Origin of the sequence: Pantoea cypripedii, from assembly GCF_002095535.1 — a bacterium.
Lineage (GTDB): Bacteria > Pseudomonadota > Gammaproteobacteria > Enterobacterales > Enterobacteriaceae > Pantoea > Pantoea cypripedii.
Map to the genome: position 1 here is coordinate 3,049,549 of NZ_MLJI01000001.1, position 20,510 is coordinate 3,070,058.

The 20,510-nt window shown below is 54.3% G+C and carries 21 protein-coding genes and 3 tRNA genes; 11 read left to right on the forward strand and 13 right to left on the reverse strand.

Annotated elements, in window-relative coordinates; genetic code table 11:
• Nucleotides 1-52: 52 nt before the first annotated feature.
• Nucleotides 53-406, forward strand: coding sequence for a YfeC-like transcriptional regulator (locus HA50_RS14040; RefSeq protein ID WP_084876212.1), 354 nt, complete (start codon nt 53-55; stop codon nt 404-406).
• A 60-nt stretch (nt 407-466) separates the two neighbouring features.
• Here HA50_RS14040 and gltX read toward each other — a convergent pair whose 3' ends face one another.
• Complete coding sequence (gene gltX, locus HA50_RS14045; protein WP_084876213.1) at nt 467-1,888, reverse strand: glutamate--tRNA ligase; 1,422 nt, start codon at nt 1,886-1,888, stop codon at nt 467-469.
• Nucleotides 1,889-2,161: 273 nt separating this feature from the next.
• Here gltX and HA50_RS14050 point away from each other — a divergent pair.
• From HA50_RS14050 to HA50_RS14065, 4 genes are all read left to right on the forward strand, one after another.
• Nucleotides 2,162-2,237, forward strand: a tRNA-Val gene (locus tag HA50_RS14050).
• 42 nt (nt 2,238-2,279) lie between these two features.
• Nucleotides 2,280-2,355 (forward strand) — tRNA-Val (locus HA50_RS14055).
• Between the two features lie 4 nt (nt 2,356-2,359).
• Nucleotides 2,360-2,435: transfer RNA gene (locus tag HA50_RS14060), tRNA-Lys, on the forward strand.
• 137 nt (nt 2,436-2,572) lie between these two features.
• Nucleotides 2,573-2,923, forward strand: coding sequence for a FlxA-like family protein (locus HA50_RS14065; protein ID WP_084876214.1), 351 nt, complete (start codon nt 2,573-2,575; stop codon nt 2,921-2,923).
• Here the strand turns inward: HA50_RS14065 and HA50_RS14070 are convergent.
• A complete protein-coding gene (locus tag HA50_RS14070; protein WP_084876215.1) occupies nt 2,920-3,840 on the reverse strand; it encodes a LysR family transcriptional regulator in 921 nt (306 codons plus the stop codon). The genes HA50_RS14065 and HA50_RS14070 overlap by 4 nt on opposite strands.
• Nucleotides 3,841-3,939: 99 nt before the next feature.
• Here HA50_RS14070 and HA50_RS14075 point away from each other — a divergent pair, with 99 nt between their 5' ends.
• Complete coding sequence (locus HA50_RS14075) at nt 3,940-4,944, forward strand: bile acid:sodium symporter family protein (RefSeq protein ID WP_084876216.1); 1,005 nt, start codon at nt 3,940-3,942, stop codon at nt 4,942-4,944.
• A 30-nt stretch (nt 4,945-4,974) separates the two neighbouring features.
• Here the strand turns inward: HA50_RS14075 and HA50_RS14080 are convergent, their stop codons facing one another.
• From HA50_RS14080 to zipA, 3 genes are all read right to left on the reverse strand, one after another.
• Nucleotides 4,975-5,193, reverse strand: a complete 219-nt coding sequence (locus tag HA50_RS14080; protein WP_084876217.1) for a DUF3820 family protein — start codon at nt 5,191-5,193, stop codon at nt 4,975-4,977.
• 1 nt (nt 5,194) lies between these two features.
• Nucleotides 5,195-7,213, reverse strand: a complete 2,019-nt coding sequence (gene ligA, locus HA50_RS14085; protein ID WP_084876218.1) for an NAD-dependent DNA ligase LigA — start codon at nt 7,211-7,213, stop codon at nt 5,195-5,197.
• Between the two features lie 74 nt (nt 7,214-7,287).
• A complete protein-coding gene (gene zipA, locus HA50_RS14090) occupies nt 7,288-8,268 on the reverse strand; it encodes a cell division protein ZipA (protein ID WP_084876219.1) in 981 nt (326 codons plus the stop codon).
• A gap of 228 nt (nt 8,269-8,496) precedes the next feature.
• On the opposite strand from zipA, the gene cysZ reads away from it, so the two are divergent.
• Both cysZ and cysK read left to right on the forward strand, forming a co-directional pair.
• Nucleotides 8,497-9,255, forward strand: a complete 759-nt coding sequence (gene cysZ, locus HA50_RS14095) for a sulfate transporter CysZ (RefSeq protein WP_084876220.1) — start codon at nt 8,497-8,499, stop codon at nt 9,253-9,255.
• Nucleotides 9,256-9,395: 140 nt separating this feature from the next.
• Nucleotides 9,396-10,367, forward strand: a complete 972-nt coding sequence (gene cysK, locus HA50_RS14100; protein ID WP_084876221.1) for a cysteine synthase A — start codon at nt 9,396-9,398, stop codon at nt 10,365-10,367.
• Between the two features lie 3 nt (nt 10,368-10,370).
• On the opposite strand, the gene HA50_RS31400 is transcribed toward cysK, so the two are convergent.
• The gene (locus HA50_RS31400) at nt 10,371-10,646 is read right to left on the reverse strand and encodes a hypothetical protein (protein WP_158087407.1); all 276 of its coding nucleotides are present in this window, start codon (nt 10,644-10,646) and stop codon (nt 10,371-10,373) included.
• 110 nt (nt 10,647-10,756) lie between these two features.
• Here HA50_RS31400 and ptsH point away from each other — a divergent pair, with 110 nt between their 5' ends.
• The 3 genes from ptsH (at nt 10,757) to crr (ending at nt 13,446) form a co-directional block, all read left to right on the forward strand.
• Complete coding sequence (ptsH, locus tag HA50_RS14110) at nt 10,757-11,014, forward strand: phosphocarrier protein Hpr (protein WP_007889063.1); 258 nt, start codon at nt 10,757-10,759, stop codon at nt 11,012-11,014.
• Between the two features lie 158 nt (nt 11,015-11,172).
• A complete protein-coding gene (gene ptsI, locus HA50_RS14115) occupies nt 11,173-12,900 on the forward strand; it encodes a phosphoenolpyruvate-protein phosphotransferase PtsI (RefSeq protein ID WP_084876223.1) in 1,728 nt (575 codons plus the stop codon).
• Between the two features lie 42 nt (nt 12,901-12,942).
• The gene (crr, locus tag HA50_RS14120) at nt 12,943-13,446 is read left to right on the forward strand and encodes a PTS glucose transporter subunit IIA (protein WP_084876224.1); all 504 of its coding nucleotides are present in this window, start codon (nt 12,943-12,945) and stop codon (nt 13,444-13,446) included.
• Between the two features lie 55 nt (nt 13,447-13,501).
• Here the strand turns inward: crr and HA50_RS14125 are convergent, their stop codons facing one another.
• The 7 genes from HA50_RS14125 to HA50_RS14155 form a co-directional block, all read right to left on the reverse strand.
• The gene (locus HA50_RS14125; protein ID WP_084876225.1) at nt 13,502-14,863 is read right to left on the reverse strand and encodes an ATP-binding protein; all 1,362 of its coding nucleotides are present in this window, start codon (nt 14,861-14,863) and stop codon (nt 13,502-13,504) included.
• Nucleotides 14,860-15,540 carry a response regulator transcription factor gene (locus tag HA50_RS14130; RefSeq protein WP_084876226.1) on the reverse strand — a complete coding sequence of 227 codons (681 nt, stop codon included), beginning with the start codon at nt 15,538-15,540 and terminating at the stop codon, nt 14,860-14,862. Before HA50_RS14130 ends, HA50_RS14125 begins: the two co-directional genes overlap by 4 nt.
• Nucleotides 15,541-15,663: 123 nt before the next feature.
• Entirely contained in the window at nt 15,664-16,545 is an 882-nt protein-coding gene (gene cysM, locus HA50_RS14135; protein ID WP_084876227.1) for a cysteine synthase CysM, read from the reverse strand.
• A gap of 72 nt (nt 16,546-16,617) precedes the next feature.
• The gene (gene cysA, locus HA50_RS14140; protein ID WP_084876228.1) at nt 16,618-17,706 is read right to left on the reverse strand and encodes a sulfate/thiosulfate ABC transporter ATP-binding protein CysA; all 1,089 of its coding nucleotides are present in this window, start codon (nt 17,704-17,706) and stop codon (nt 16,618-16,620) included.
• Nucleotides 17,696-18,568 (reverse strand): sulfate/thiosulfate ABC transporter permease CysW, encoded by an 873-nt coding sequence (cysW, locus tag HA50_RS14145; protein ID WP_084876229.1) that lies wholly within the window; start codon nt 18,566-18,568, stop codon nt 17,696-17,698. Before cysW ends, cysA begins: the two co-directional genes overlap by 11 nt.
• Nucleotides 18,568-19,401 (reverse strand): sulfate/thiosulfate ABC transporter permease CysT, encoded by an 834-nt coding sequence (cysT, locus tag HA50_RS14150; RefSeq protein ID WP_084876230.1) that lies wholly within the window; start codon nt 19,399-19,401, stop codon nt 18,568-18,570. Before cysT ends, cysW begins: the two co-directional genes overlap by 1 nt.
• Nucleotides 19,401-20,417 (reverse strand): sulfate ABC transporter substrate-binding protein, encoded by a 1,017-nt coding sequence (locus HA50_RS14155; protein ID WP_084876231.1) that lies wholly within the window; start codon nt 20,415-20,417, stop codon nt 19,401-19,403. The genes cysT and HA50_RS14155 overlap by 1 nt, the downstream gene beginning before the upstream one ends.
• Nucleotides 20,418-20,510: the final 93 nt, after the last annotated feature.

Here is a 20,510-nt window from a genome sequence, read left to right on the forward strand (position 1 = left end):
GTAACGTTTTGTTGTAATATGTAGAGCTAATGTATTTAACAGGGAAAGCGTCGTGAAAAAGGAATGGCTAACACCCGAAGAACTCGCGCTGGAAACGGGCTACAGTCGGCAGACTGTTAACAAATGGATTAAACGCGAAAACTGGACAACCACGCCCAAGCCCGGTGTACAGGGCGGTAAGGCTCGATTGATCCATATCGATGAACGCGTGAAAAGCTTTATCCAATCCACCCGCCATGCGAACGAACCGGCAGCTCATTACGGTGCACAGCAAAATACGTTACCTGCGTTATTAATAAATTCTGTCCAGCAAATGACAGCAGCCGAACAGGAACAACTGGTGGCTCTTCTGCTACGGGAAGGGATCAGAGGCGTGTTACAACGGCTGGGAATTCAGGAAAAATAAAAAAGCCGGGAGCAGATGCTTCCGGCTTTTTTTATGCCTGTCAGAGGTCAGCGCAGAACATTATGCCTGGGCTTCACGCTCGGCAATAAAGGCCAGCGCTTTTTCGATACGTGCCACGCTACGGCTGCGGCCAATGGCCTGCACAGTCACATCCAGCGCCGGAGACTGACCCGCACCGGTCACGGCAACGCGCAACGGCATACCGACTTTGCCCATCCCCAGCTCCAGTTCGTCTGCTGCGCCCTGAATGGCGTGATGCACATTCTCTGCGGTCCAGTCGTTGTCACTGATGGCAGCCAATTTGTCACGTACCACTTCCAGCGGCTGACGCGCAACCGGACGCAGATGCTTCTTCGCAGCGTCAGCATCAAAGGCATCGAACTCTTCATAGAAGTAACGGCAGGATGCCGCAATCTCTACCAGCGTCTTACAACGCTCGCCCAGCAGGGTAACCAGCTTCGCCAGTTCCGGACCGGTACGGGTATCGATGTTCTGCTGTTCAATATGCCACTGCAGATGCGTCGCCACATATTCCGGCGGCAGGGTATTAATGTAGTGATGGTTCAGCCACTGCAATTTTTCAGTATTGAAGGCACTGGCCGATTTGCTCACCGCATCGAGGGTAAACAGTTCGGTCATTTCCGCCACGCTGAAGATTTCCTGATCGCCATGTGACCAACCCAGGCGCACCAGATAGTTGAGCAGCGCTTCCGGCAGGTAACCATCATCACGATACTGCATCACCCCCACCGCGCCATGACGTTTGGACAGCTTCTTCCCGTCATCACCGAGGATCATGGATACGTGCGCGTACACAGGGACTTCGGCACCAATCGCTTTCAGGATGTTGATCTGACGCGGCGTGTTGTTGATATGGTCTTCGCCACGGATAACGTGGGTGATACCCATATCCCAATCGTCCACCACCACACAGAAGTTATAGGTCGGCGAACCATCGGTACGACGAATGATCAGGTCATCCAGTTCCTGGTTGCTGAACTCAATCGGACCACGAATCTGATCATCAAAAATGACAGAGCCTTCCTGCGGATTGCGGAAACGCACCACACAAGGTTCGTCGGCAGCGTGATGTTCATGGCTGTCGCGGCAACGGCCGTCGTAACGCGGCTTTTCACCCTTCGCCATCTGTTCTTCACGCAACGCTTCCAGGCGCTCTTTGGAGCAGTAACATTTATAAGCAGTGCCAGCCACCAGCATCTCATCGATCACCGCGTTGTAGCGATCAAAGCGTTTGGTCTGGTAGTACGGACCTTCGTTCCAGTCGAGGCTCAGCCAGTTCATGCCATCCATAATGGCTTCGATGGCTTCCGGTGTGGATCGCTCCAGATCGGTATCTTCGATACGCAGAACAAATTCGCCCTTGTTATGACGAGCATAAAGCCAGGAGTAAAGAGCAGTACGAGCACCGCCCACATGCAGATAGCCAGTGGGGCTGGGTGCGAAGCGAGTTTTGATTTTCATTCAGCATTGCCTTAAATGCGCGGAGGTTCGTTGTCTGGATGACAAAAAACAGGTTAACGCGAAAAAACAGTGGGCATATTCTAGCAGCTGACCGTGATTCCTCAATGATTGTCGCCGCAGGCACCGTCAGAGAGAGTCAGTTTTCTGCTAATAAAACCAGCATATTGGCTAAATGGCCTGCAGGATGTTTAATTTTAAAGCGAACGCACATTTATGTTTTAAAAAGCGTTGACTCACTTCGAAGGATCCCTATAATGCGACTCCACACAGCGGGGGTGATTAGCTCAGTTGGTAGAGCATCTCCCTTACAAGGAGGGGGTCGGCGGTTCGAGCCCGTCATCACCCACCACATCTTAGTCAGATGACGCTCTTGTTAAGCAGTACCGAAGTGGGGTGATTAGCTCAGTTGGTAGAGCATCTCCCTTACAAGGAGGGGGTCGGCGGTTCGAGCCCGTCATCACCCACCACTTCGGGTCGTTAGCTCAGTTGGTAGAGCAGTTGACTTTTAATCAATTGGTCGCAGGTTCGAATCCTGCACGACCCACCAATGTAGAAAGGCGCCCTAAAGGCGCCTTTTTGCTATGTGCGCTTTCCCCACCCTTTTCACAACCTTAACACTTTGTGCCCTCATGTAATTTTATCCCCTTGCCGATAACGACTGTGAACTATTGCAAGGAGAAAACCATGAGTACCATTTCAAGTGTGTCCAGCAGTGTCAGTAGTAGTAGCAGTAGCGGCAATACCTCACAAATTGCCAGTCTGAATAAGCAAATCCAGAGTCTCACCAAAGAACTCAAAGATCTGTCCAGTGATGACACCCTGACTGATGAGCAAAAATCAGCGCAGGAGCAAATGATTCAGTCGCAGATTCAGATGATTGAGGCGCAGATCACGCAAATCGAGCAGCAGGCGACACAAAAAGCCCAGCAGCAGCAGGAACAGCAACAAAAGCAGGATACCTCCTCCTCCACCAGCACCAAGGCTGATGGCATTAACCGTCCTACCGATACCAATCAAATCAACGTTTACGTTTAAAACGCCGGTTTGAGGGAACGTTGTTGCGTCAGCAGCTCAGCCTGCTGACGCACTTCCTGCCAGATGGCCTCTGCCGCGGGTGTCAGCGAGCGGTTTCTGCGCTTAATCAACATCAGGCTGCGATTGATTTCAGGATACAGCCGCCGCACCGTCAGTTTTCGTCCGGAAGGCAAGGGTAACGCCAGCGCCGGTAAGATACTGATGCCAATTCCTGCCTCAACCATCGGATACAGCGTCGCCGGGTGACCAATCTCCTGTACCACATTCACCGCAATCGACTGCTGCTGCAACGCGGCATCAATCAGCGCACGGCTGCCGGAAGCATAATCCTGTAACACCATAGTACGACCGTCCAGCATCGCCCACTGCGGCTGAGCTTCCTGCGCCAGCACATCATCTTCCCGGCACAGCAATAAAAATGGCTCATTCATGATGGTTTGATAATCAAAATCGCTATCGCTGATCGGCCCAATAATCAGGCCGAAATCGACTTCCGCATTACGTACGCTTTGCAGCACCCACTGCTGGGCGCGATCATGCAAAATCACGCGAATATCCGGATAGTGTTGCTGACAGCTGGCGAGGCATTGTGGCATCAGATGGGCAGACGGCGTCTGGCTGGCAGCGACCCGCACCGTCCCACTGCGCTGTTCACCATAGCTGCGCACATCCTGCACCGTAGTGTTTAGCTCCTCCAGCAGCCGCTCAAGCCGCGTTGCCAGTTGCTGCCCGGCCTCGGTCAGTTGCACTTCACGGGTGGTACGATCCAGTAACCGTACTCCCATCTCCGCCTCCAGCTCTTTAATGCTGTGGCTGACCGCCGACTGGCTAAGGCCAATCACCTGCCCCGCCTGACTAAAGCTGCCGTACTTCGCAACGGCGACAAAGGTGCGCAACTGGCGTAACGTGTAATTCATCGATAGCGCTCATAGATTGATGCAATAAATCAATTTTATTTCTAAACCCAGCTAGCGCACAATCAGCAACATCATTTTTTGCTTAACCGGATTGTAACAATGGGATTTTTACGACTCGACCCGATGATGGTCAAACTCATCATCACCGTGCTGCTGGCCAGCTTCTTACCGGCCAAAGGCGGGTTTGTCGATTTCTTCGAATGGCTGACCACCGCCGCCATCGCCCTGCTGTTCTTTATGCATGGCGCTAAGCTGTCACGGGAAAAAATCATCGCCGGTAGCAGCCACTGGCGGCTGCATTTATGGATTATGTGCAGCACCTTTGTGCTGTTCCCGATCCTTGGTCTGCTGCTGGTGTGGTGGCATCCGGTTGATGTGGGTACCGATATCTATACCGGTTTTATTTATCTCTGCATTTTGCCTGCCACCGTGCAGTCGGCGATTGCCTTTACCTCGATGGCGGGCGGTAACGTCGCCGCAGCGGTATGCAGCGCTTCCGCTTCCAGTCTGCTCGGTGTTTTTGTTTCACCGTTGCTGGTTAACCTGGTAATGAATGTGCACAGCGATGCGCCGAGCAACGGCCTGGAGCAGATTGGTAAAATCATGCTGCAATTGCTGGTGCCTTTTGTGCTGGGTCACATCTCACGCCGCTGGATTGGTGGCTGGGTAGAAAAACATCGCAGCCTGATTGGCAAAACTGACCAGACTTCGATTCTGCTGGTGGTTTATTCCGCCTTTAGTGAAGCGGTGGTTAACGGCATCTGGAATCGTGTCGGCGTGGATACCCTGCTGTGGATCCTGGCGGGCAGCCTGCTGCTGCTGGTAGTGGTACTGCTGATTAACCTCGGGGCTTCACGTCTGTTCGGCTTCAAACGTGCTGATGAGATTACGGTATTGTTCTGCGGCTCGAAAAAGAGCCTGGCAAACGGCGTGCCGATGGCCAATATCCTGTTCCCGGCCAGCAGCGTGGGGATTATCGTGCTGCCGCTGATGATCTTCCACCAGGTACAGTTGATGGTCTGTTCATTCATCGCACAACGCTATAAAGCCAGCAACGAAAAACATCTGGCGCAACAGCAACAGGCTGAAGCACAAAAATCCTGATAACAAGGCCCGCATGCGGGCCTTGTTCTTTTATTCACTGCGCTTCAGCGGCTTCACCAGACCTTCCAGTCCTTCGATCTTGATCGCCAGCGTTATCTGCATCAGCTCACCGAGTTTACCGGCGGGAAATTCACCGCCACGGGCAAACCACAGCAGATAAGGCTCTGGCAGGTCAATCAGCATTCTGCCTTTGTATTTGCCAAATGGCATCGGCGTGTTGGCGATCTCAATCAGCTGCTGCTTTTCCATATCAGGCTCCGAGCAGGCGAATCATCTCTGCTTCGTCAATCACCGCAATGCCCAGTTCCTGGGCCTTCGCCAGCTTAGAACCTGCGGCTTCACCGGCAATCAACAAGTCGGTTTTCTTCGATACGCTACCGCTGACTTTAGCACCCAGCGCCGTCAAACGCGCTTTCGCATCATCACGGTTCATCTGCGACAGCGAACCGGTCAATACCACGGTTTTACCGGCGAACGGGCTATCAATCTCTTCAGCATTGACCACCTCAACCTGCGGCCAGTGCACGCCCATCTGTTCCGTCAGCTCGCGGATAACTTCCCGGTTACTCTCTTCATCCATAAAATTACGTACGTGGCTGGCCACCACTTTGCCGACATCCTGTACCGCAATCAGCGCATCCAGATCAGCATCCATCACCTTTTCCAGCTCGCCGAAATGGTTTGCCAGGTTAGCGGCGGTGGCTTCGCCGACTTCACGGATGCCGAGCGCGTAGAGGAAACGTGGCAGCGTAGTGAATTTGGCTTTCTCCAGCGCATCGACCACATTCTGCGCCGACTTCGGCCCCATACGGTCCAGCCCGGTGAGTTTACCCGCCGTCAGACGGAACAGGTCGGCAGGGGTTTTGACGTATTCTTTTTCCACCAGTTGGTCGATGATTTTGTCACCCATGCCATCAACATCCAGCGCACGGCGCGACACAAAGTGCTTCAACGCTTCTTTGCGCTGGGCACCGCAAATCAACCCGCCGGTACAGCGCGTTACGGCTTCGCCTTCCACACGCTCAACATCAGAACCACATACCGGACAGTGGCTGGGGAACACGATTTCACGCGTATCGTCCGGACGTTCGGATTCCACCACATTCACCACCTGCGGGATGACATCGCCTGCGCGACGAATGACGACTTTGTCGCCAATACGCAGCCCGAGTCGGGCGATTTCATCGGCGTTATGCAACGTCGCATTACTGACGATCACCCCAGCGACCTGCACCGGCTCCAGACGCGCCACCGGCGTGATGGCCCCGGTACGCCCTACCTGAAACTCAACATCGCGTACGAAGGTCAGCTGCTCCTGGGCGGGAAACTTGAACGCCACAGCCCAGCGCGGTGCCCGCGCAACAAAGCCCAGCTGTTCCTGCAATGCCAGCGAATCGACCTTGATAACCACACCATCAATATCGAAACCCAGCGTGGGGCGATCCTGTTCAATCTGACGATAAAATTCCAGCACCTCGTCCGCATTGTTTGCCAGACGGATGCGGTTGCTCACCGGTAATCCCCAGGCCTTAAATTGCTCCAGACGCCCAAGATGGCTGGCGGGCATTTCGCCTCCTTCCAGCAGGCCAAGGCCGTAGCAGAAAAAGGTCAGCGGACGCTTAGCGGTGATGCGCGGATCGAGCTGACGCAGTGAACCTGCGGCCGCATTACGCGGGTTAGCAAAAACCTTGCCTCCGGTGCGGCGCGCTTCCTCATTAAGTTTTTCGAAACCGCTTTCCGTCATAAAGACTTCACCACGGACTTCAACGCGTGCCGGAATGTTGTCACCACGCAGGCGTAGCGGAATCGCATGAATGGTGCGAACGTTAACGGTGATGTTTTCCCCGGTGGTGCCGTCACCACGGGTCGCAGCACGCACCAGTACGCCATCTTCGTAGAGCAGGCTTACCGCCAGGCCATCCAGCTTGAGTTCGCAGCAGTAGACCAGGTCATCGCTGCTTTTCAGACGATCCTGAACGCGTTTGTTAAAGGCAAGGAAGCCAGCCTCATCGAAAGTATTATCCAGCGACAGCATAGGCACTTCATGGCGTACCTGGTCGAAAGCCGCCAGTGGCTCAGCACCTACGCGTTGCGTCGGCGAATCCGGCGTGACCAGATCGGGATGCGCCCCCTCCAGCTCACGCAGCTGCGCCATTAATCGGTCATACTCTGCATCCGGGACTTCCGGCGTATCCATCACATGGTAGAGATATTCGTGGTGACGTAACGTGGTGCGCAGCGCGGTGATCTGCTCCTGAACCGATTTCATAGTGCCTCATCCGATAAAAAACCCCCGACAGGCGGGGGTTATAAGTAGAGATTTTTTGACGTCTGTGCAGGTTATCAGCCGATAACCTCACGAATACGCGCTTTGTAGGTTTCCAGCTTTTGCGGCGTCATCATACGACGCTCATCATCCAGCACCACGCCACCCACGTCATCCGCGATGCGTTGCGCGGATTGCAGCATCAGTTTGAAGTTCTGGTTCGCATCCCCGTAAGACGGCACCATCATAAAGATAGACACGCCAGGGGTGCTGAAATCGCCCATCTCATCCGGGTTGAACGAGCCAGGCTTCACCATATTGGCCAGGCTAAACAGCACCGGGCCGCTACCTGCCGGGCTGAGGTGGCGATGGAAAATATTCATTTCGCCGAACTGGAAGCCTGCCTGCAGAATCCCCTGCAACAACGCTTCACCATTCAGTACGCCACCCGCATGGGCAGCAACATGCAGTACCAGCACGGCTTCTTTCTTACTGCCAGCAGCAGCAGGCTGCGGCTGTTTTTCTTCATGGACAACCGGCGCAGCCACATGCGGCTCGGGTTGTTCTGCGGCCTGGAATTCAGGTGCTGGTTGTGTGGCGGCGAGCGGTTCCTGATCCAGCAACGGATCGGCCTGAATCGGCTGAGGCTGCGGTGCCGGTCTTGCCACTGGCGCTACCGGCGGCTCAGGTTGCTGGCGCACTTCAGGCTCCGCATCAAACAGCGGATCACGCGCGACTGGCGGTTCCTGGCGCGGTGCAGGCTGACGAACAGGTTCCGGCGCACGCGGCGCGCTGGCAGGCTTCTTCTCCGGATAACCGCCAAACTCTGGTTCATCGTGCGTGTCATGATCGCGACGAACACGAACTTCGCCGACGCCTTCATCATCGTCGCTCAGCAGATCATCATCCGCTTCTTCGCGTTGTTTCAGACGTTTGTGCGGGCGATCGCGAAACACAGAAGAGCGCTCTTTACGGCTGGACCACAGTCCGTGAAGTAGCAGCGCTATTATGGCGATCGCGCCAACAACGATTAATATCAGACGCAAATCCTGCATCATTGTATTCTCTGTTGTTCCAATACCTTGCCACCACGGCAAACTTTACCCTCTAACTGTATTTGCCCAGCTACACAAGTGCAAGTCTGTGCAGTATTTTCTGACAAATAAGATAGCTCCCCCACGCTTTTTTGCTGTTTTTTCGCGCAAAGCGACCCGGTTGCCGATAAAAAGACAGGAAAAGCCAGGTTATGATGTTTGCGCCCGCACACCTATGGAGAAAGGCCCGTTATGCCCGCTGAGAATTCGGTCTCATCATTTAATGGTATTCATTACTTCGCCGAAGGATGGAAACTGGTGCGTCTGCCCGGCATTCGCCGATACGTCATCATCCCCCTGCTGGTCAATATTTTGCTACTGGGCGGTGCCTTTATCTGGCTGTTTCAGCGCCTTGGGCAGTGGATCCCGCAATTAATGGCGCACATTCCCGACTGGCTGCAGTGGCTCAGCTATCTGCTGTGGCCGCTGACGGTGATTTCGATTGTGCTGATATTCAGCTATTTCTTCTCCACCATTGCCAACCTGATTGCTGCGCCCTTTTGCGGCCTGCTGGCGGAACAACTGGAAGGGCGTTTAACCGGAAATCCACTGCCGGATAGCGGCTGGGTCGCGATGCTGAAAGACGTCCCGCGCATCATGAAACGTGAAATGCAGAAGCTGGGTTACTATTTGCCACGCGCATTCGGCCTGCTGTTGCTCCATTTTATCCCCGGCTTTGGTCAAACCGTGGCACCGCTTTTATGGTTCCTGTTCAGCGCCTGGATGTTGTCAGTGCAATACTGCGATTATCCCTTTGATAACCACAAAGTGAGTTTTGCCCGCATGCGCAATGCGTTACGCCAGCATAAAACCGCCAATATGCAGTTTGGTGCGCTGGTGAGCCTGTTCACCATGATCCCAATAGTCAATCTGGCCATCATGCCGGTCGCGGTTTGTGGTGCCACGGCAATGTGGGTGGATCGTTATCGCCTGCAACATCAGCGTCATTAATCCATCAAAGAGCCTTATGCTTTTTTGCATGGGGCTTATGGTTGTGGGCTATATAGATATACGATTTCTTTCCTTCCGCACTCAGGCAGAAAAGGTATGCTCTGAGGGTTCCCAATATTTCATACAGTTAAGGACGAGCTATGAGTAAGATCTATGAAGACAACTCGCTGACAATTGGTCATACGCCGCTGGTTCGACTGAACCGCATCGGTAACGGCCGCATTCTGGCGAAGGTCGAGTCCCGTAACCCGAGCTTCAGCGTCAAATGCCGTATCGGTGCCAATATGATTTGGGACGCAGAAAAACGCGGCATCCTGAAACCTGGCGTAGAACTGGTTGAACCCACCAGCGGTAACACCGGTATTGCCCTGGCCTATGTGGCGGCGGCGCGTGGTTACAAGCTGACGCTGACCATGCCGGAAACCATGTCGATCGAACGTCGTAAGCTTTTGAAAGCGCTGGGTGCCAATCTGGTATTGACCGAAGGTGCGAAAGGCATGAAAGGTGCCATCGCTAAAGCGGAAGAGATTGTTGCCAGCGATCCGGACAAATTTGTCCTGCTGCAGCAGTTCAGCAACCCGGCTAACCCGGAAATTCATGAAAAAACCACTGGCCCGGAGATCTGGGAAGATACCGATGGTGCCGTGGACGTGTTTATCGCCGGTGTCGGTACGGGCGGCACGCTGACCGGTGTCAGCCGTTACATCAAAAACACCAAAGGGAAGAAAGATCTGATTTCAGTGGCGGTCGAACCTACTGATTCCCCGGTGATCGCTCAGGCGCTGGCTGGTGAAGAGATCAAACCCGGCCCGCACAAAATTCAGGGTATCGGTGCTGGCTTCATCCCAGGCAACCTTGACCTGAAACTGATTGACCGCGTCGTTGCCATCACCAATGACGAAGCGATCAGCACCGCACGTCGTCTGATGGAAGAAGAAGGCATCCTCGCCGGTATCTCCTCAGGGGCAGCCGTCGCCGCCGCGCTGAAGCTGCAGGAAGACGAAGCATTCGCCAACAAAAACATTGTGGTGATCCTGCCCTCCTCTGGCGAGCGTTACCTGAGCACTGCGCTTTTTGCTGATCTGTTCACCGAAAAAGAGCTGCAACAGTGACGGTCAAAGTCTGAAAATGGCGAAAAAAGCACCCGAATGGGTGCTTTTTTGTGGCTTAGATCTCACTTTTACCACCTGGCAGATTGCTTTCAGTGACGAGGGTCTGGTATTTAAGCAGCCAATTATTTCGATGCCTGAAATTAATCGGGCTTTGAAGTGGATCAAGCTGAATCGATTTACTGATTTGGCGATACGGCGAATCACGGCATAATGAGCAGATGGAGCGATCATCTCTGCTTTTGATCCTTCACCTGGAATGACGCTCTCATTCATGCGCATTTTTTGGTCATCCGTGATGCCTGACCCGCGCACCTACACAGGCTAAAGTTACGGCTCCAGGCTAGACTTTAGATCCATAACACCAAACCTGATAAAGTTGGGGAAATAGAATGTTCCAGCAAGAAGTTACCATTACCGCACCGAACGGCCTCCACACTCGTCCTGCAGCTCAGTTCGTTAAAGAAGCCAAGGCTTTCCAGTCAGAAATCACCGTGACTTCCAATGGCAAATCTGCCAGCGCGAAAAGCTTGTTCAAACTGCAGACACTGGGTCTGACTCAGGGTACGGTTGTTACGCTGTCTGCCGAAGGTGAAGATGAGCAGCAAGCGGTTGAACACCTGGTAAAACTGATGGCTGAGCTGGAGTAATCCGCTCAGTTTGTAACTAAACCGACTCCTTTGCCCCATTGAGTGCAAACATCTTGATCGCGGACAACCTGTCCGCGTTATTGCTTCCGTAGATTGACTTATCCGCGACAATGGCAATGCATCGGGTCAACGAGCCATCGTGATTAAAAGGTAGAGTTATGATTTCAGGTATTTTAGCGTCACCGGGTATCGCTTTCGGCAAAGCACTGCTGCTGAAGGAAGATGAGATCGTCATCAACCGTAAAAAAATTTCTGACGATCAGGTTGAGCAGGAAGTACAGCGCTTCCTTGATGGGCGCAGCAAAGCTGCTTCTCAGCTCGAAGCCATCAAAGTCAAAGCCGGTGAAACCTTCGGTGAAGAGAAAGCGGCGATCTTTGAAGGTCACATCATGCTGCTGGAAGACGAAGAGCTGGAGCAGGAAATCATCGACCTGATCAAGAAAGATCGCGCGACTGCTGATGCTGCTGCCCACTCCGTCATTGAAGGCCAGGCGAAAGCGCTGGAAGAACTGGATGACGAATATCTGAAAGAACGTGCGGCTGACGTGCGTGATATCGGTAAACGCCTGCTGCAAAACATCCTTGGCCTGCATATCGTTGACCTGAGCGCCATCGAAGAAGAATCCATTCTGGTGGCGAAAGATCTGACTCCATCAGAAACTGCGCAGCTGAACCTGAAAAAGGTGCTGGGCTTTATCACCGATCTCGGTGGCCGTACCTCACACACCTCCATCATGGCGCGCTCTCTCGAACTGCCAGCGATTGTCGGCACCGGTAACGTGACCGCCACGGTGAACAATGGTGATTTTCTGATTCTGGATGGCGTAAACAACAAAGTTTACATCAACCCGACTGCAGACGTACTGGAAGAGCTGAAAGCCATCCAGACGCAATATTTGTCTGAAAAACATGAACTGGCGAAACTGAAAGATCTGCCGGCGATCACGCTCGATGGTCATCAGGTTGAAGTGTGCGCCAACATCGGTACTGTACGTGATGTGGCGGGTGCCGAGCGTAACGGTGCCGAAGGCGTGGGCCTGTATCGTACCGAGTTCCTGTTTATGGACCGCGATTCACTGCCGACTGAAGAAGAACAGTTCCAGGCTTACAAAGCCGTGGCTGAAGCCATGGGCTCACAGGCCGTCATCGTCCGTACCATGGATATCGGTGGCGACAAAGACCTGCCCTATATGGACCTGCCGAAAGAAGAAAACCCGTTCCTCGGCTGGCGTGCGATTCGTATCGCCATGGACCGCAAAGAGATTCTGCACGCCCAGCTGCGCGCGATCCTGCGTGCCTCTTCGTTTGGCAAACTGCGCATCATGTTCCCGATGATCATTTCCGTGGAAGAAGTTCGCTTCCTGAAAGCCGAACTGGAGATGCTGAAAGCGCAGCTGCGTGAAGAAGGTAAAGCCTTTGATGAAACCATTGAGATGGGCATCATGGTCGAAACACCGGCTTCCGCAGTGATTGCCCGCCATCTGGCGAAAGAAGTCGATTTCTTCAGTATTGGGACAAACGACCTGACGCAGTATACTCTGGCGGTCGATCGTGGTAATGATTTGATTTCTCACCTCTATAACCCAATGTCGCCTTCCGTTCTGGGCCTCATCAAGCAAGTGATCGATGCATCACATGCCGAAGGGAAATGGACCGGCATGTGTGGTGAGCTGGCTGGTGATGAACGTGCTACACTACTGTTACTGGGAATGGGGCTGGACGAATTCAGCATGAGTGCCATTTCAATCCCGAGCATCAAGAAAATTATTCGTAATACCAATTTTGAAGATGCGAAGGCATTGGCGGAGCAGGCTCTGGCTCAACCCACAGCAGATGATTTGATGAACCTGGTGAACAAGTTCATCAAAGAAAAAACACTCTGCTGATCCGCGAGACGCTGGCCCCAAATTACTGCTTAGGAGAAGATCATGGGTTTGTTTTCTAAACTTTTTGGCGACAAAACAGAAAGCGCTTCCGGAACTATTGAAATCGTAGCGCCTCTGTCAGGCGAAATCGTGAATATTGAAGACGTACCAGATGTGGTATTCGCGGAGAAAATTGTCGGTGACGGTATCGCCATCAAACCTTCAGGCAACAAAATGGTTGCCCCGGTTGATGGGACTATCGGCAAAATTTTCGAAACCAACCACGCCTTTTCAATCGAGTCTGACAACGGCATCGAGCTGTTTGTCCACTTCGGTATCGACACGGTTGAACTGAAAGGTGAAGGCTTCAAACGTATCGCTGAAGAAGGCCAGAAAGTGAAAAAAGGCGACGTGGTGATCGAATTTGATCTGCCGCTGCTGGAAGAGAAAGCAAAGTCCACGCTGACGCCGGTTGTGATCTCTAACATGGATGAGATCAAAGACCTGATCAAACTCTCTGGTCCGGTTACCGTGGGTGAAACCCCGGTGATTCGTATCAAGAAATAATTCGCAGTCTGGATAGTAAAACGGCACCCAATGGGTGCCGTTTTTGTTTCAGTGTTTAATTCTGCTTCCAGCGCGGCAACTTCAGCGTCAGTTCCAGGCCCCCTTCCGGGCGATTAACCGCCTGCACTTCACCGTGATGCGCCAGGATCACCTTACGAACGATGGACAGCCCCAGGCCGTAACCTTTGCCCATCAGCGGTGAATTCACCCGCACGAAGGGGTCGAAAATACTGGAAAGCTTCTCATCATCGACACCCGGCCCCTGATCGCGTACGCGAATCGCCAGCCACTGGTTCTCCGCCTGCAAACGCACCTGAATATGCTGGCCACGATGGGAGAAACGCAGCGCGTTACGCAGCACATTCTCCACCCCACGGCGAATCAGCTCCGCATTGCCGTGCACGGTATAGTCGGCATTTTCATCAACCTGAAAATCGACTTTTACGCCCGGAATCTGCGCCTCATAACGGACATCGGTCACTACCGCATGCAGCAGGCCGGTGAGGTCAAAATACTGCTCCCCCGGCATGCTTTCGTGCTCGGCACGCGACAACGTCAGCAACTCGCCAATCATCTTATCGAGGCGACGCGCTTCCTCATCGATACGGTTCAGCGAAGTTTCCACGCTTTCCGGCGTCTGGCGCGCGAGACCGGTTGCCAGTTGCAGACGTGCCAGCGGCGAACGCAATTCGTGAGAGATGTCATGCAGCAACTCCTCACGCGCTTTCACCAGCGTATCCAGCCGCTCCACCATAGCGTCAAAGTCCTGCGCCACGCTGGACAACTCATCATGGCGCTTACGCATCACCGGGTAGAGACGCACGCTCAAATCACCGCTGCTGACACGGGCAAAACCTTCACGCAGCTGTCGCATCGGGCGCGTCAGGTTCCACGCCAGCAGCAGGCTAAACAGCAACCCCAGCGCGCCAGCGAAGGTAAACATCGGTTCAGGAATATTCAGAATACGCCGCGGGCCGCCCACGCCCATTGAACTATCCTCACGCAGGCCTTTCACGTCGTAGCGTAACTCGTACTCTTTGCCGTCAGCCCCTTTAACCCAGCGCACAATCACCTCCGGGAAAGGACCGTGGAAGGGTTCATTAAACCCTTCCGGTGGCGCGTTCTGGGTTGAGACCGGTTTGTTGTGCTGAATCACCGAAAAGAACTGTCGATCATTCGGTTCCCAGTCAGCCATCATATCGTCGAGTGAACTGGGCCCACCGCGTTCCAGCACCGACACCGCCGACGCCATCTGCAAATTAACAATACGCCGAATCGCCACGATCTCAGGGGGCTCATGGTGATTACCAGAGAGGGAAAAACCGAGCCACAGCAACTGACTGATAATCACAAACACGATCCAGAAGCCCAGCAGGATCTTCCAGAACATCCGGCCACGATAGCTGTGCTGCTTCATCGAATGCGATAACCAATACTGCGCACGGTTTCAATGTTGACGTTGTCAGCGGTTAACGCCGCCAGCTTTTGACGAATATTGCTGATATGCACATCGACGCTACGGTCGTAAGCTTCACGCGGACGGCCCAGCCCTTTCTCGGACAGCTCATCTTTCGATACCACACGATCCGGAGCACGCATCAGCAGGTCGAGCAGATTGAATTCTGAAGCGGTCAGGTCAAAGGCTTTGCCCTGCCATTCGGTGATACGGGTAGCGGGATTGAGGCTCAAATCGCCCCAGCGCAGCACTTCTTTTTTATCGGGCAACGGCGTCTGATCTTCAAAGCGACGCAGCACCGCACGCAGACGCGCCACCAGTTCACGCGGGTAGCAGGGTTTCGGTACATAATCGTCCGCACCCATCTCCAGACCAATGACGCGATCGATATTGTCGCCTTTGGCCGTCAGCATGATCACCGGCAGACGGCTGTTCTGACGCACCTGGCGCAGCACATCAATTCCACTCATATCCGGCAGCATAATATCGAGAATCATGGCGGTGTAATTGCCTGAAAGCGCACCTTCAACTCCGGCACTTCCGGTTAAAACCAGTTGTGCATCAAAGCCTTCCGCAATCAGGTATTGGCTCAGCATAGTACCAAGCTCTAAATCGTCATCAACAAGCAGAATTTTCATCTTTATCTCTCGTACAAAATTGCCGCTATTTTGTCCTGAGTTCGTCCCGAACGCAGCCGGTTTTACTCGATCCTTACGTAGCGGCGCGATTTATCGCGCAACGAATTTGTGCAAGGGAATAGTTTAGTGGAAAACACCGGTGGAGAGATAACGGTCGCCGCGATCGCAAATAATGGCGACTACCACGCTGCCCGGCTGAGCTGCCGCAATGCGCAATGCCCCGGCTACCGCACCGCCAGAACTGACACCACAGAAAATACCTTCACGCCGCGCCAGCGCACGCATGGTCTCTTCCGCTTCCTGTTGCGTCATATCCATCACTTCATCCACCAGTTCCGGGCGGAAAATACCGGGCAAATAGGCACTCGGCCAGCGACGAATACCGGGAATGCTGCTGCCTTCCTGCGGTTGCAAACCAATAATCTTCACTGCTGGCGCATGCTCGCGCAGATAGCGTCCCACGCCAGTGATGGTGCCGGTCGTCCCCATACTGGAGACGAAATGGGTCATGCGTTGCTGGCTCTGCTGCCAGATTTCCGGGCCGGTAGTGAGATAGTGGCCGAGGGGATTATCGGGGTTATTGAACTGATCCAGCACCCTGCCCTCTCCGCGCGCGGCCATCTCCTGCGCCAAATCACGCGCCCCTTCCATTCCCTGTTCGCGTGTGACCAGCACCAGCTCCGCACCGTAGGCACGCATCGCGTCCTGACGCTCCTGGCTCATGTTATCCGGCATCAACAGGCGCAGACGATAGCCTTTCATTGCCGCAATCATCGCCAGCGCGATACCGGTGTTACCACTGGTGGCTTCAATCAGCGTATCGCCCGGTTTGATCTCACCGCGCAGTTCCGCCTGATGAATCATCGACCAGGCTGCCCGATCCTTGACCGAACCCGCAGGATTATTACCTTCCAGTTTTAGCCAGATCTCGCTGCCGTTATCAGGCGTCAGGCGCTGCAACTTAATCAACGGCGTATTACCGATGGTATTTTCCAGTGTGGTCACGGTCAGATTCCCGGCAAAAGAGGGGCAAAGAAATCGGGCGGGAAAGTCCCGCCCGAAGGAGTGTCAAAAATATCAGGCGCTCTCGGCAAAGGCAACCGCGCGTAACGGTGTGGTGCCCTGGTAAAGCCGGGCTTGTTGCAGACCGACAAACAAACGCTCACCGCGAATCGGCGCGCTCAGTTCACCGTCAAATACCAGGGTAAAGGGTTCGCTCTGCCAGCCAGCCGGTTGTACCACCAACTGCCAGAAATGTCCGCGTGGGCTGACTTCCAGCACCTGCACTGGCAGCGGAGTTTCCAGGCTGCTCTGGCGCGATACGTCAATCTCCCACGGACGCAGGAACAACTCTACCGGGCCCTGGTGCGCCGGGGTATAGCCCAGCGGCCAGCGATGGGCAGCGACATGGAATTGCGAGCCATGCACTTCACCATCAAAACGGTTAACTTCGCCGAGGAACTCAAGCACGAAGCGGGTAGCCGGATCGCGCCACACTTCATCCGGTGTGCCGACCTGCTCAATATTGCCCTGGCTCATCACCACCACGCTGTTAGCGACTTCCATCGCTTCTTCCTGATCGTGGGTGACGAACACGCTGGTGAATTTCAGTTCTTCATGCAGCTGACGCAGCCAGCGACGCAGCTCTTTACGCACCTGAGCGTCGAGCGCACCGAAGGGTTCATCCAGCAATAAAATTTGCGGCTCCACAGCCAGCGCACGCGCCAGTGCGACGCGCTGTTTCTGGCCGCCCGACAGCTGTGCCGGGAAGCGGTTAGCGAGATGACTCAACTGCACCATCTCCAGCAGACGGGTTACGCGCTGTTTGATTTCGGCACTGGAGGGACGCTCGCGGCGTGGCAGCACCGTCAGACCAAACGCGATGTTGTCAAACACCGTCATATGGCGAAACAGCGCGTAATGCTGGAAGACAAACCCCACCTGGCGATCGCGCGCATGCAGGCGGCTGACGTCTTTACCGTGGAACTGGATTTGACCGCTGTTCTGATGCTCCAGACCGGCGATGATACGCAGCAGCGTGGTTTTACCCGAACCGGATGGACCCAGCAGCGCCACCATCTGGCCGGAAGGAATATCCAGAGAGATATCGTTCAACACCGGTGTACGGCCAAACGATTTGTTAATTTGTTTAATCTCAATGCTCATGATTTTCCTCCTGTTGGCGTTTCCGCTGATGCTCTAAACGCCACTGCACCACGCTTTTCAGAAACAGTGTCACTATCGCCATCAGGGTCAGCAGCGCGGCGGCGGTAAATGCGCCAACGGTGTTGTAGTCCTGATGGAGTAATTCAACCTGAAGCGGCAAGGTATAGGTTTCGCCGCGAATCGATCCCGATACCACCGAGACCGCACCAAATTCGCCGATGGTACGGGCATTGGTCAGCACCACGCCGTACAACAACGCCCAGCGGATATTCGGCAGCGTGACGCGGCGGAACATCTGCCAGCCGGATGCGCCAAGCAGCACCGCGGCTTCATCTTCGTTACTGCCCTGGCTGAGCATTACCGGCACCAGTTCCCGCACCACAAACGGACAGGTCACGAAAATGGTCGCCAGCACCATGCCCGGCCAGGCAAACATAATCTGGATATTGTGCGCATCCAGCCAGCCACCCGCCGGACCATTGATACCCCAGAACAGCAGGTACATCAGGCCAGCGACCACCGGGGAGACGGCAAAAGGAATATCGAACAGCGTCAGCAACAGCTGGCGGCCTGGGAAGTTAAAACGCGTCACCAGCCACGCCAGCAACGTACCGAACACCAGGTTAACCGGCACGGTGATCAACGCCACCATCACCGTCAGCCAGATGGCATGCAGCATATCGCCGTCTTTCAGGTTACCGATGGCGGCACCCAGCCCCTGATTGAGCGCTTCCCAGAAGATGGAGACCATCGGCACCACCAGCAACATGATGGAAACCAGTGCGCCAATGCCAATCAGCAGCCATTTGCCCCAGTTAATCGGTGAACGATCAACCCGATTGATTTGCGAAATCTCTGCCATCAGTGACCTCCTAAACGACGGCCAAAGCGGCTTTGCAGGGTGTTGATGGCGAACAGCAGCAGCAACGAGGCGGCAAGAATCACCGAGGCGATGGCGCTGGCGGCCGGATAATCAAACTCCTGCAAACGCACAAAAATCATCAGCGAAGTCACTTCGGTTTTCCACGCGATGTTACCGGCGATAAAGATCACCGCACCAAATTCACCGAGGCTGCGGGTAAATGACAGCGCGGTCCCGGCCAGCAACGCCGGAGCCACTTCCGGCAACACCACGCGGCGGAAGCTCTGCCACGGCGTCGCACCGAGGGTTTCGGCGGCTTCTTCGTATTCCGGTCCTAACTCTTCCAGCACCGGTTGCACGGTACGCACTACAAACGGAATGCTGGTGAAGGCCATCGCCACCGCGATGCCGAGCCAGGTGTAAGAAACTTTGATATCGAACTGGGCCAGCCACTGACCATACCAGCCATTAACCGAGAACAAACCCGCCAGCGTCAGGCCAGCCACTGCCGTGGGCAGGGCGAAGGGTAAATCCATCAAACCATCGAGCAGGGTACGGCCGGGGAAGCGATAGCGGGTCAGAATCCACGCCATCAACATGCCAAACACCGCATTGAAGATCGAGGCCACGCCGGCAGACAGCAGCGTCACTTTATACGCCGCTACCAGCTGTGGATTGGTGATCACTTCCCAATACTGCGCCAGCGTCATTTTCGACAGCTGCATCAGCAACGCGCTGATCGGCAGCAGCAGAATCAGACAGGTAAACAGCAGGCTGGTGCCAAGGCTGATACCAAATCCGGGCAGTACCCGTTTTTGCGTTGAGGCAAACATTAACCGCGCCCCGCTGCCAGCAATTTGTCCAGCTCAGCGCCACTGGCAAAATGGGTTTTCATCACGTTATCCCAGCCACCAAATGCCTCATCGACATTGAACAGGCGGGTCTGCGGGAAGCGATCCTGCTGGGCTGCCATCAGCTCAGGGTTGTTCACACGATAGTAAAAGCTGGTGATAATTTTCTGTGCTTCCGGTGTGTAGAGATAATTCAGGTAAGCTTTCGCCGCGTCCGTCGTGCCATTGTGCTCGACGTTTTTATCCACCCAGGCAACCGGGAATTCGGCGAGGATGTTGGTCTTCGGCACAATCACTTCGTAGCCATCTTTAGCGTACTGGTTACGGATGTTATTCACTTCGGACTCGAAGCTAATCAGCACGTCACCCAGGCCGCGCTCGGCGAAGGTGGTGGTAGCACCACGGCCACCGGTATCAAACACTTCGACGTTTTTCAGGAATTGCGTCATAAAGGCTTCGGTTTTGGCTTTGTCTTTGCCATCTGCCTGATCCGCAGCACCCCAGGCGGCCAGATAGGTGTAGCGGCCATTACCGGAGGTTTTAGGATTCGGGAAAATCAGTTTCACATCAGTCCGTGCCAGATCGGCCCAGTCATGAATATTCTTCGGGTTACCCTTACGCACCAGGAACGCCATGGTGGAGTAGAACGGCGAGCTGTTATTCGGCAGGCGGCTTTGCCAGTCGGCCGGGATCAGCTGGCCTTTATCGTGCAGCACCTGCACATCCGTCACCTGGTTATAGGTCACCACATCGGCACGCAAACCCTGCAGGATCGCCAGCGCCTGTTTTGATGACCCGGCATGCGATTGTTTAATCGTCAGCTTGTCACCCGGATGGCTGGCATCCCACTGCTGCTCAAAAGGTGCATTAAGGGCGACAAACAGCTCGCGCGAGACGTCATAGGAGCTGTTGAGCAGCTCTGTCGCCTGCACAGCACCCGCCATTGCCAGCGAAAGCGCGATACCGCCAACCAACTTTTTAAAAACGGGAAGTGTCATGCTGCACCTGGAAATGTGGAGTTACGGCTGATGCCATTAGATGTTGTCAGTGTATTTATAACTCGGGGCAAACCAGTAACGGTTTTATATATC

Coding starts and splice junctions, on each gene's coding strand:
- HA50_RS14075 (WP_084876216.1), top strand. CDS start 3,940: ATGGGATTTTTACGACTCGACCCGATGATGGTCAAACTCATCATCACC.
- ptsH (WP_007889063.1), top strand. CDS start 10,757: ATGTTCCAGCAAGAAGTTACCATTACCGCACCGAACGGCCTCCACACT.
- cysT (WP_084876230.1), bottom strand. CDS start 19,401: ATGTTTGCCTCAACGCAAAAACGGGTACTGCCCGGATTTGGTATCAGC.
- gltX (WP_084876213.1), bottom strand. CDS start 1,888: ATGAAAATCAAAACTCGCTTCGCACCCAGCCCCACTGGCTATCTGCAT.
- cysZ (WP_084876220.1), top strand. CDS start 8,497: ATGCCCGCTGAGAATTCGGTCTCATCATTTAATGGTATTCATTACTTC.
- cysW (WP_084876229.1), bottom strand. CDS start 18,568: ATGGCAGAGATTTCGCAAATCAATCGGGTTGATCGTTCACCGATTAAC.
- HA50_RS14125 (WP_084876225.1), bottom strand. CDS start 14,863: ATGAAGCAGCACAGCTATCGTGGCCGGATGTTCTGGAAGATCCTGCTG.
- cysK (WP_084876221.1), top strand. CDS start 9,396: ATGAGTAAGATCTATGAAGACAACTCGCTGACAATTGGTCATACGCCG.
- zipA (WP_084876219.1), bottom strand. CDS start 8,268: ATGATGCAGGATTTGCGTCTGATATTAATCGTTGTTGGCGCGATCGCC.
- ptsI (WP_084876223.1), top strand. CDS start 11,173: ATGATTTCAGGTATTTTAGCGTCACCGGGTATCGCTTTCGGCAAAGCA.
- HA50_RS14080 (WP_084876217.1), bottom strand. CDS start 5,193: ATGGAAAAGCAGCAGCTGATTGAGATCGCCAACACGCCGATGCCATTT.
- HA50_RS14130 (WP_084876226.1), bottom strand. CDS start 15,540: ATGAAAATTCTGCTTGTTGATGACGATTTAGAGCTTGGTACTATGCTG.
- HA50_RS14155 (WP_084876231.1), bottom strand. CDS start 20,417: ATGACACTTCCCGTTTTTAAAAAGTTGGTTGGCGGTATCGCGCTTTCG.
- HA50_RS14070 (WP_084876215.1), bottom strand. CDS start 3,840: ATGAATTACACGTTACGCCAGTTGCGCACCTTTGTCGCCGTTGCGAAG.
- HA50_RS14065 (WP_084876214.1), top strand. CDS start 2,573: ATGAGTACCATTTCAAGTGTGTCCAGCAGTGTCAGTAGTAGTAGCAGT.
- ligA (WP_084876218.1), bottom strand. CDS start 7,213: ATGAAATCGGTTCAGGAGCAGATCACCGCGCTGCGCACCACGTTACGT.
- crr (WP_084876224.1), top strand. CDS start 12,943: ATGGGTTTGTTTTCTAAACTTTTTGGCGACAAAACAGAAAGCGCTTCC.
- cysA (WP_084876228.1), bottom strand. CDS start 17,706: ATGAGCATTGAGATTAAACAAATTAACAAATCGTTTGGCCGTACACCG.
- HA50_RS31400 (WP_158087407.1), bottom strand. CDS start 10,646: ATGCGCATGAATGAGAGCGTCATTCCAGGTGAAGGATCAAAAGCAGAG.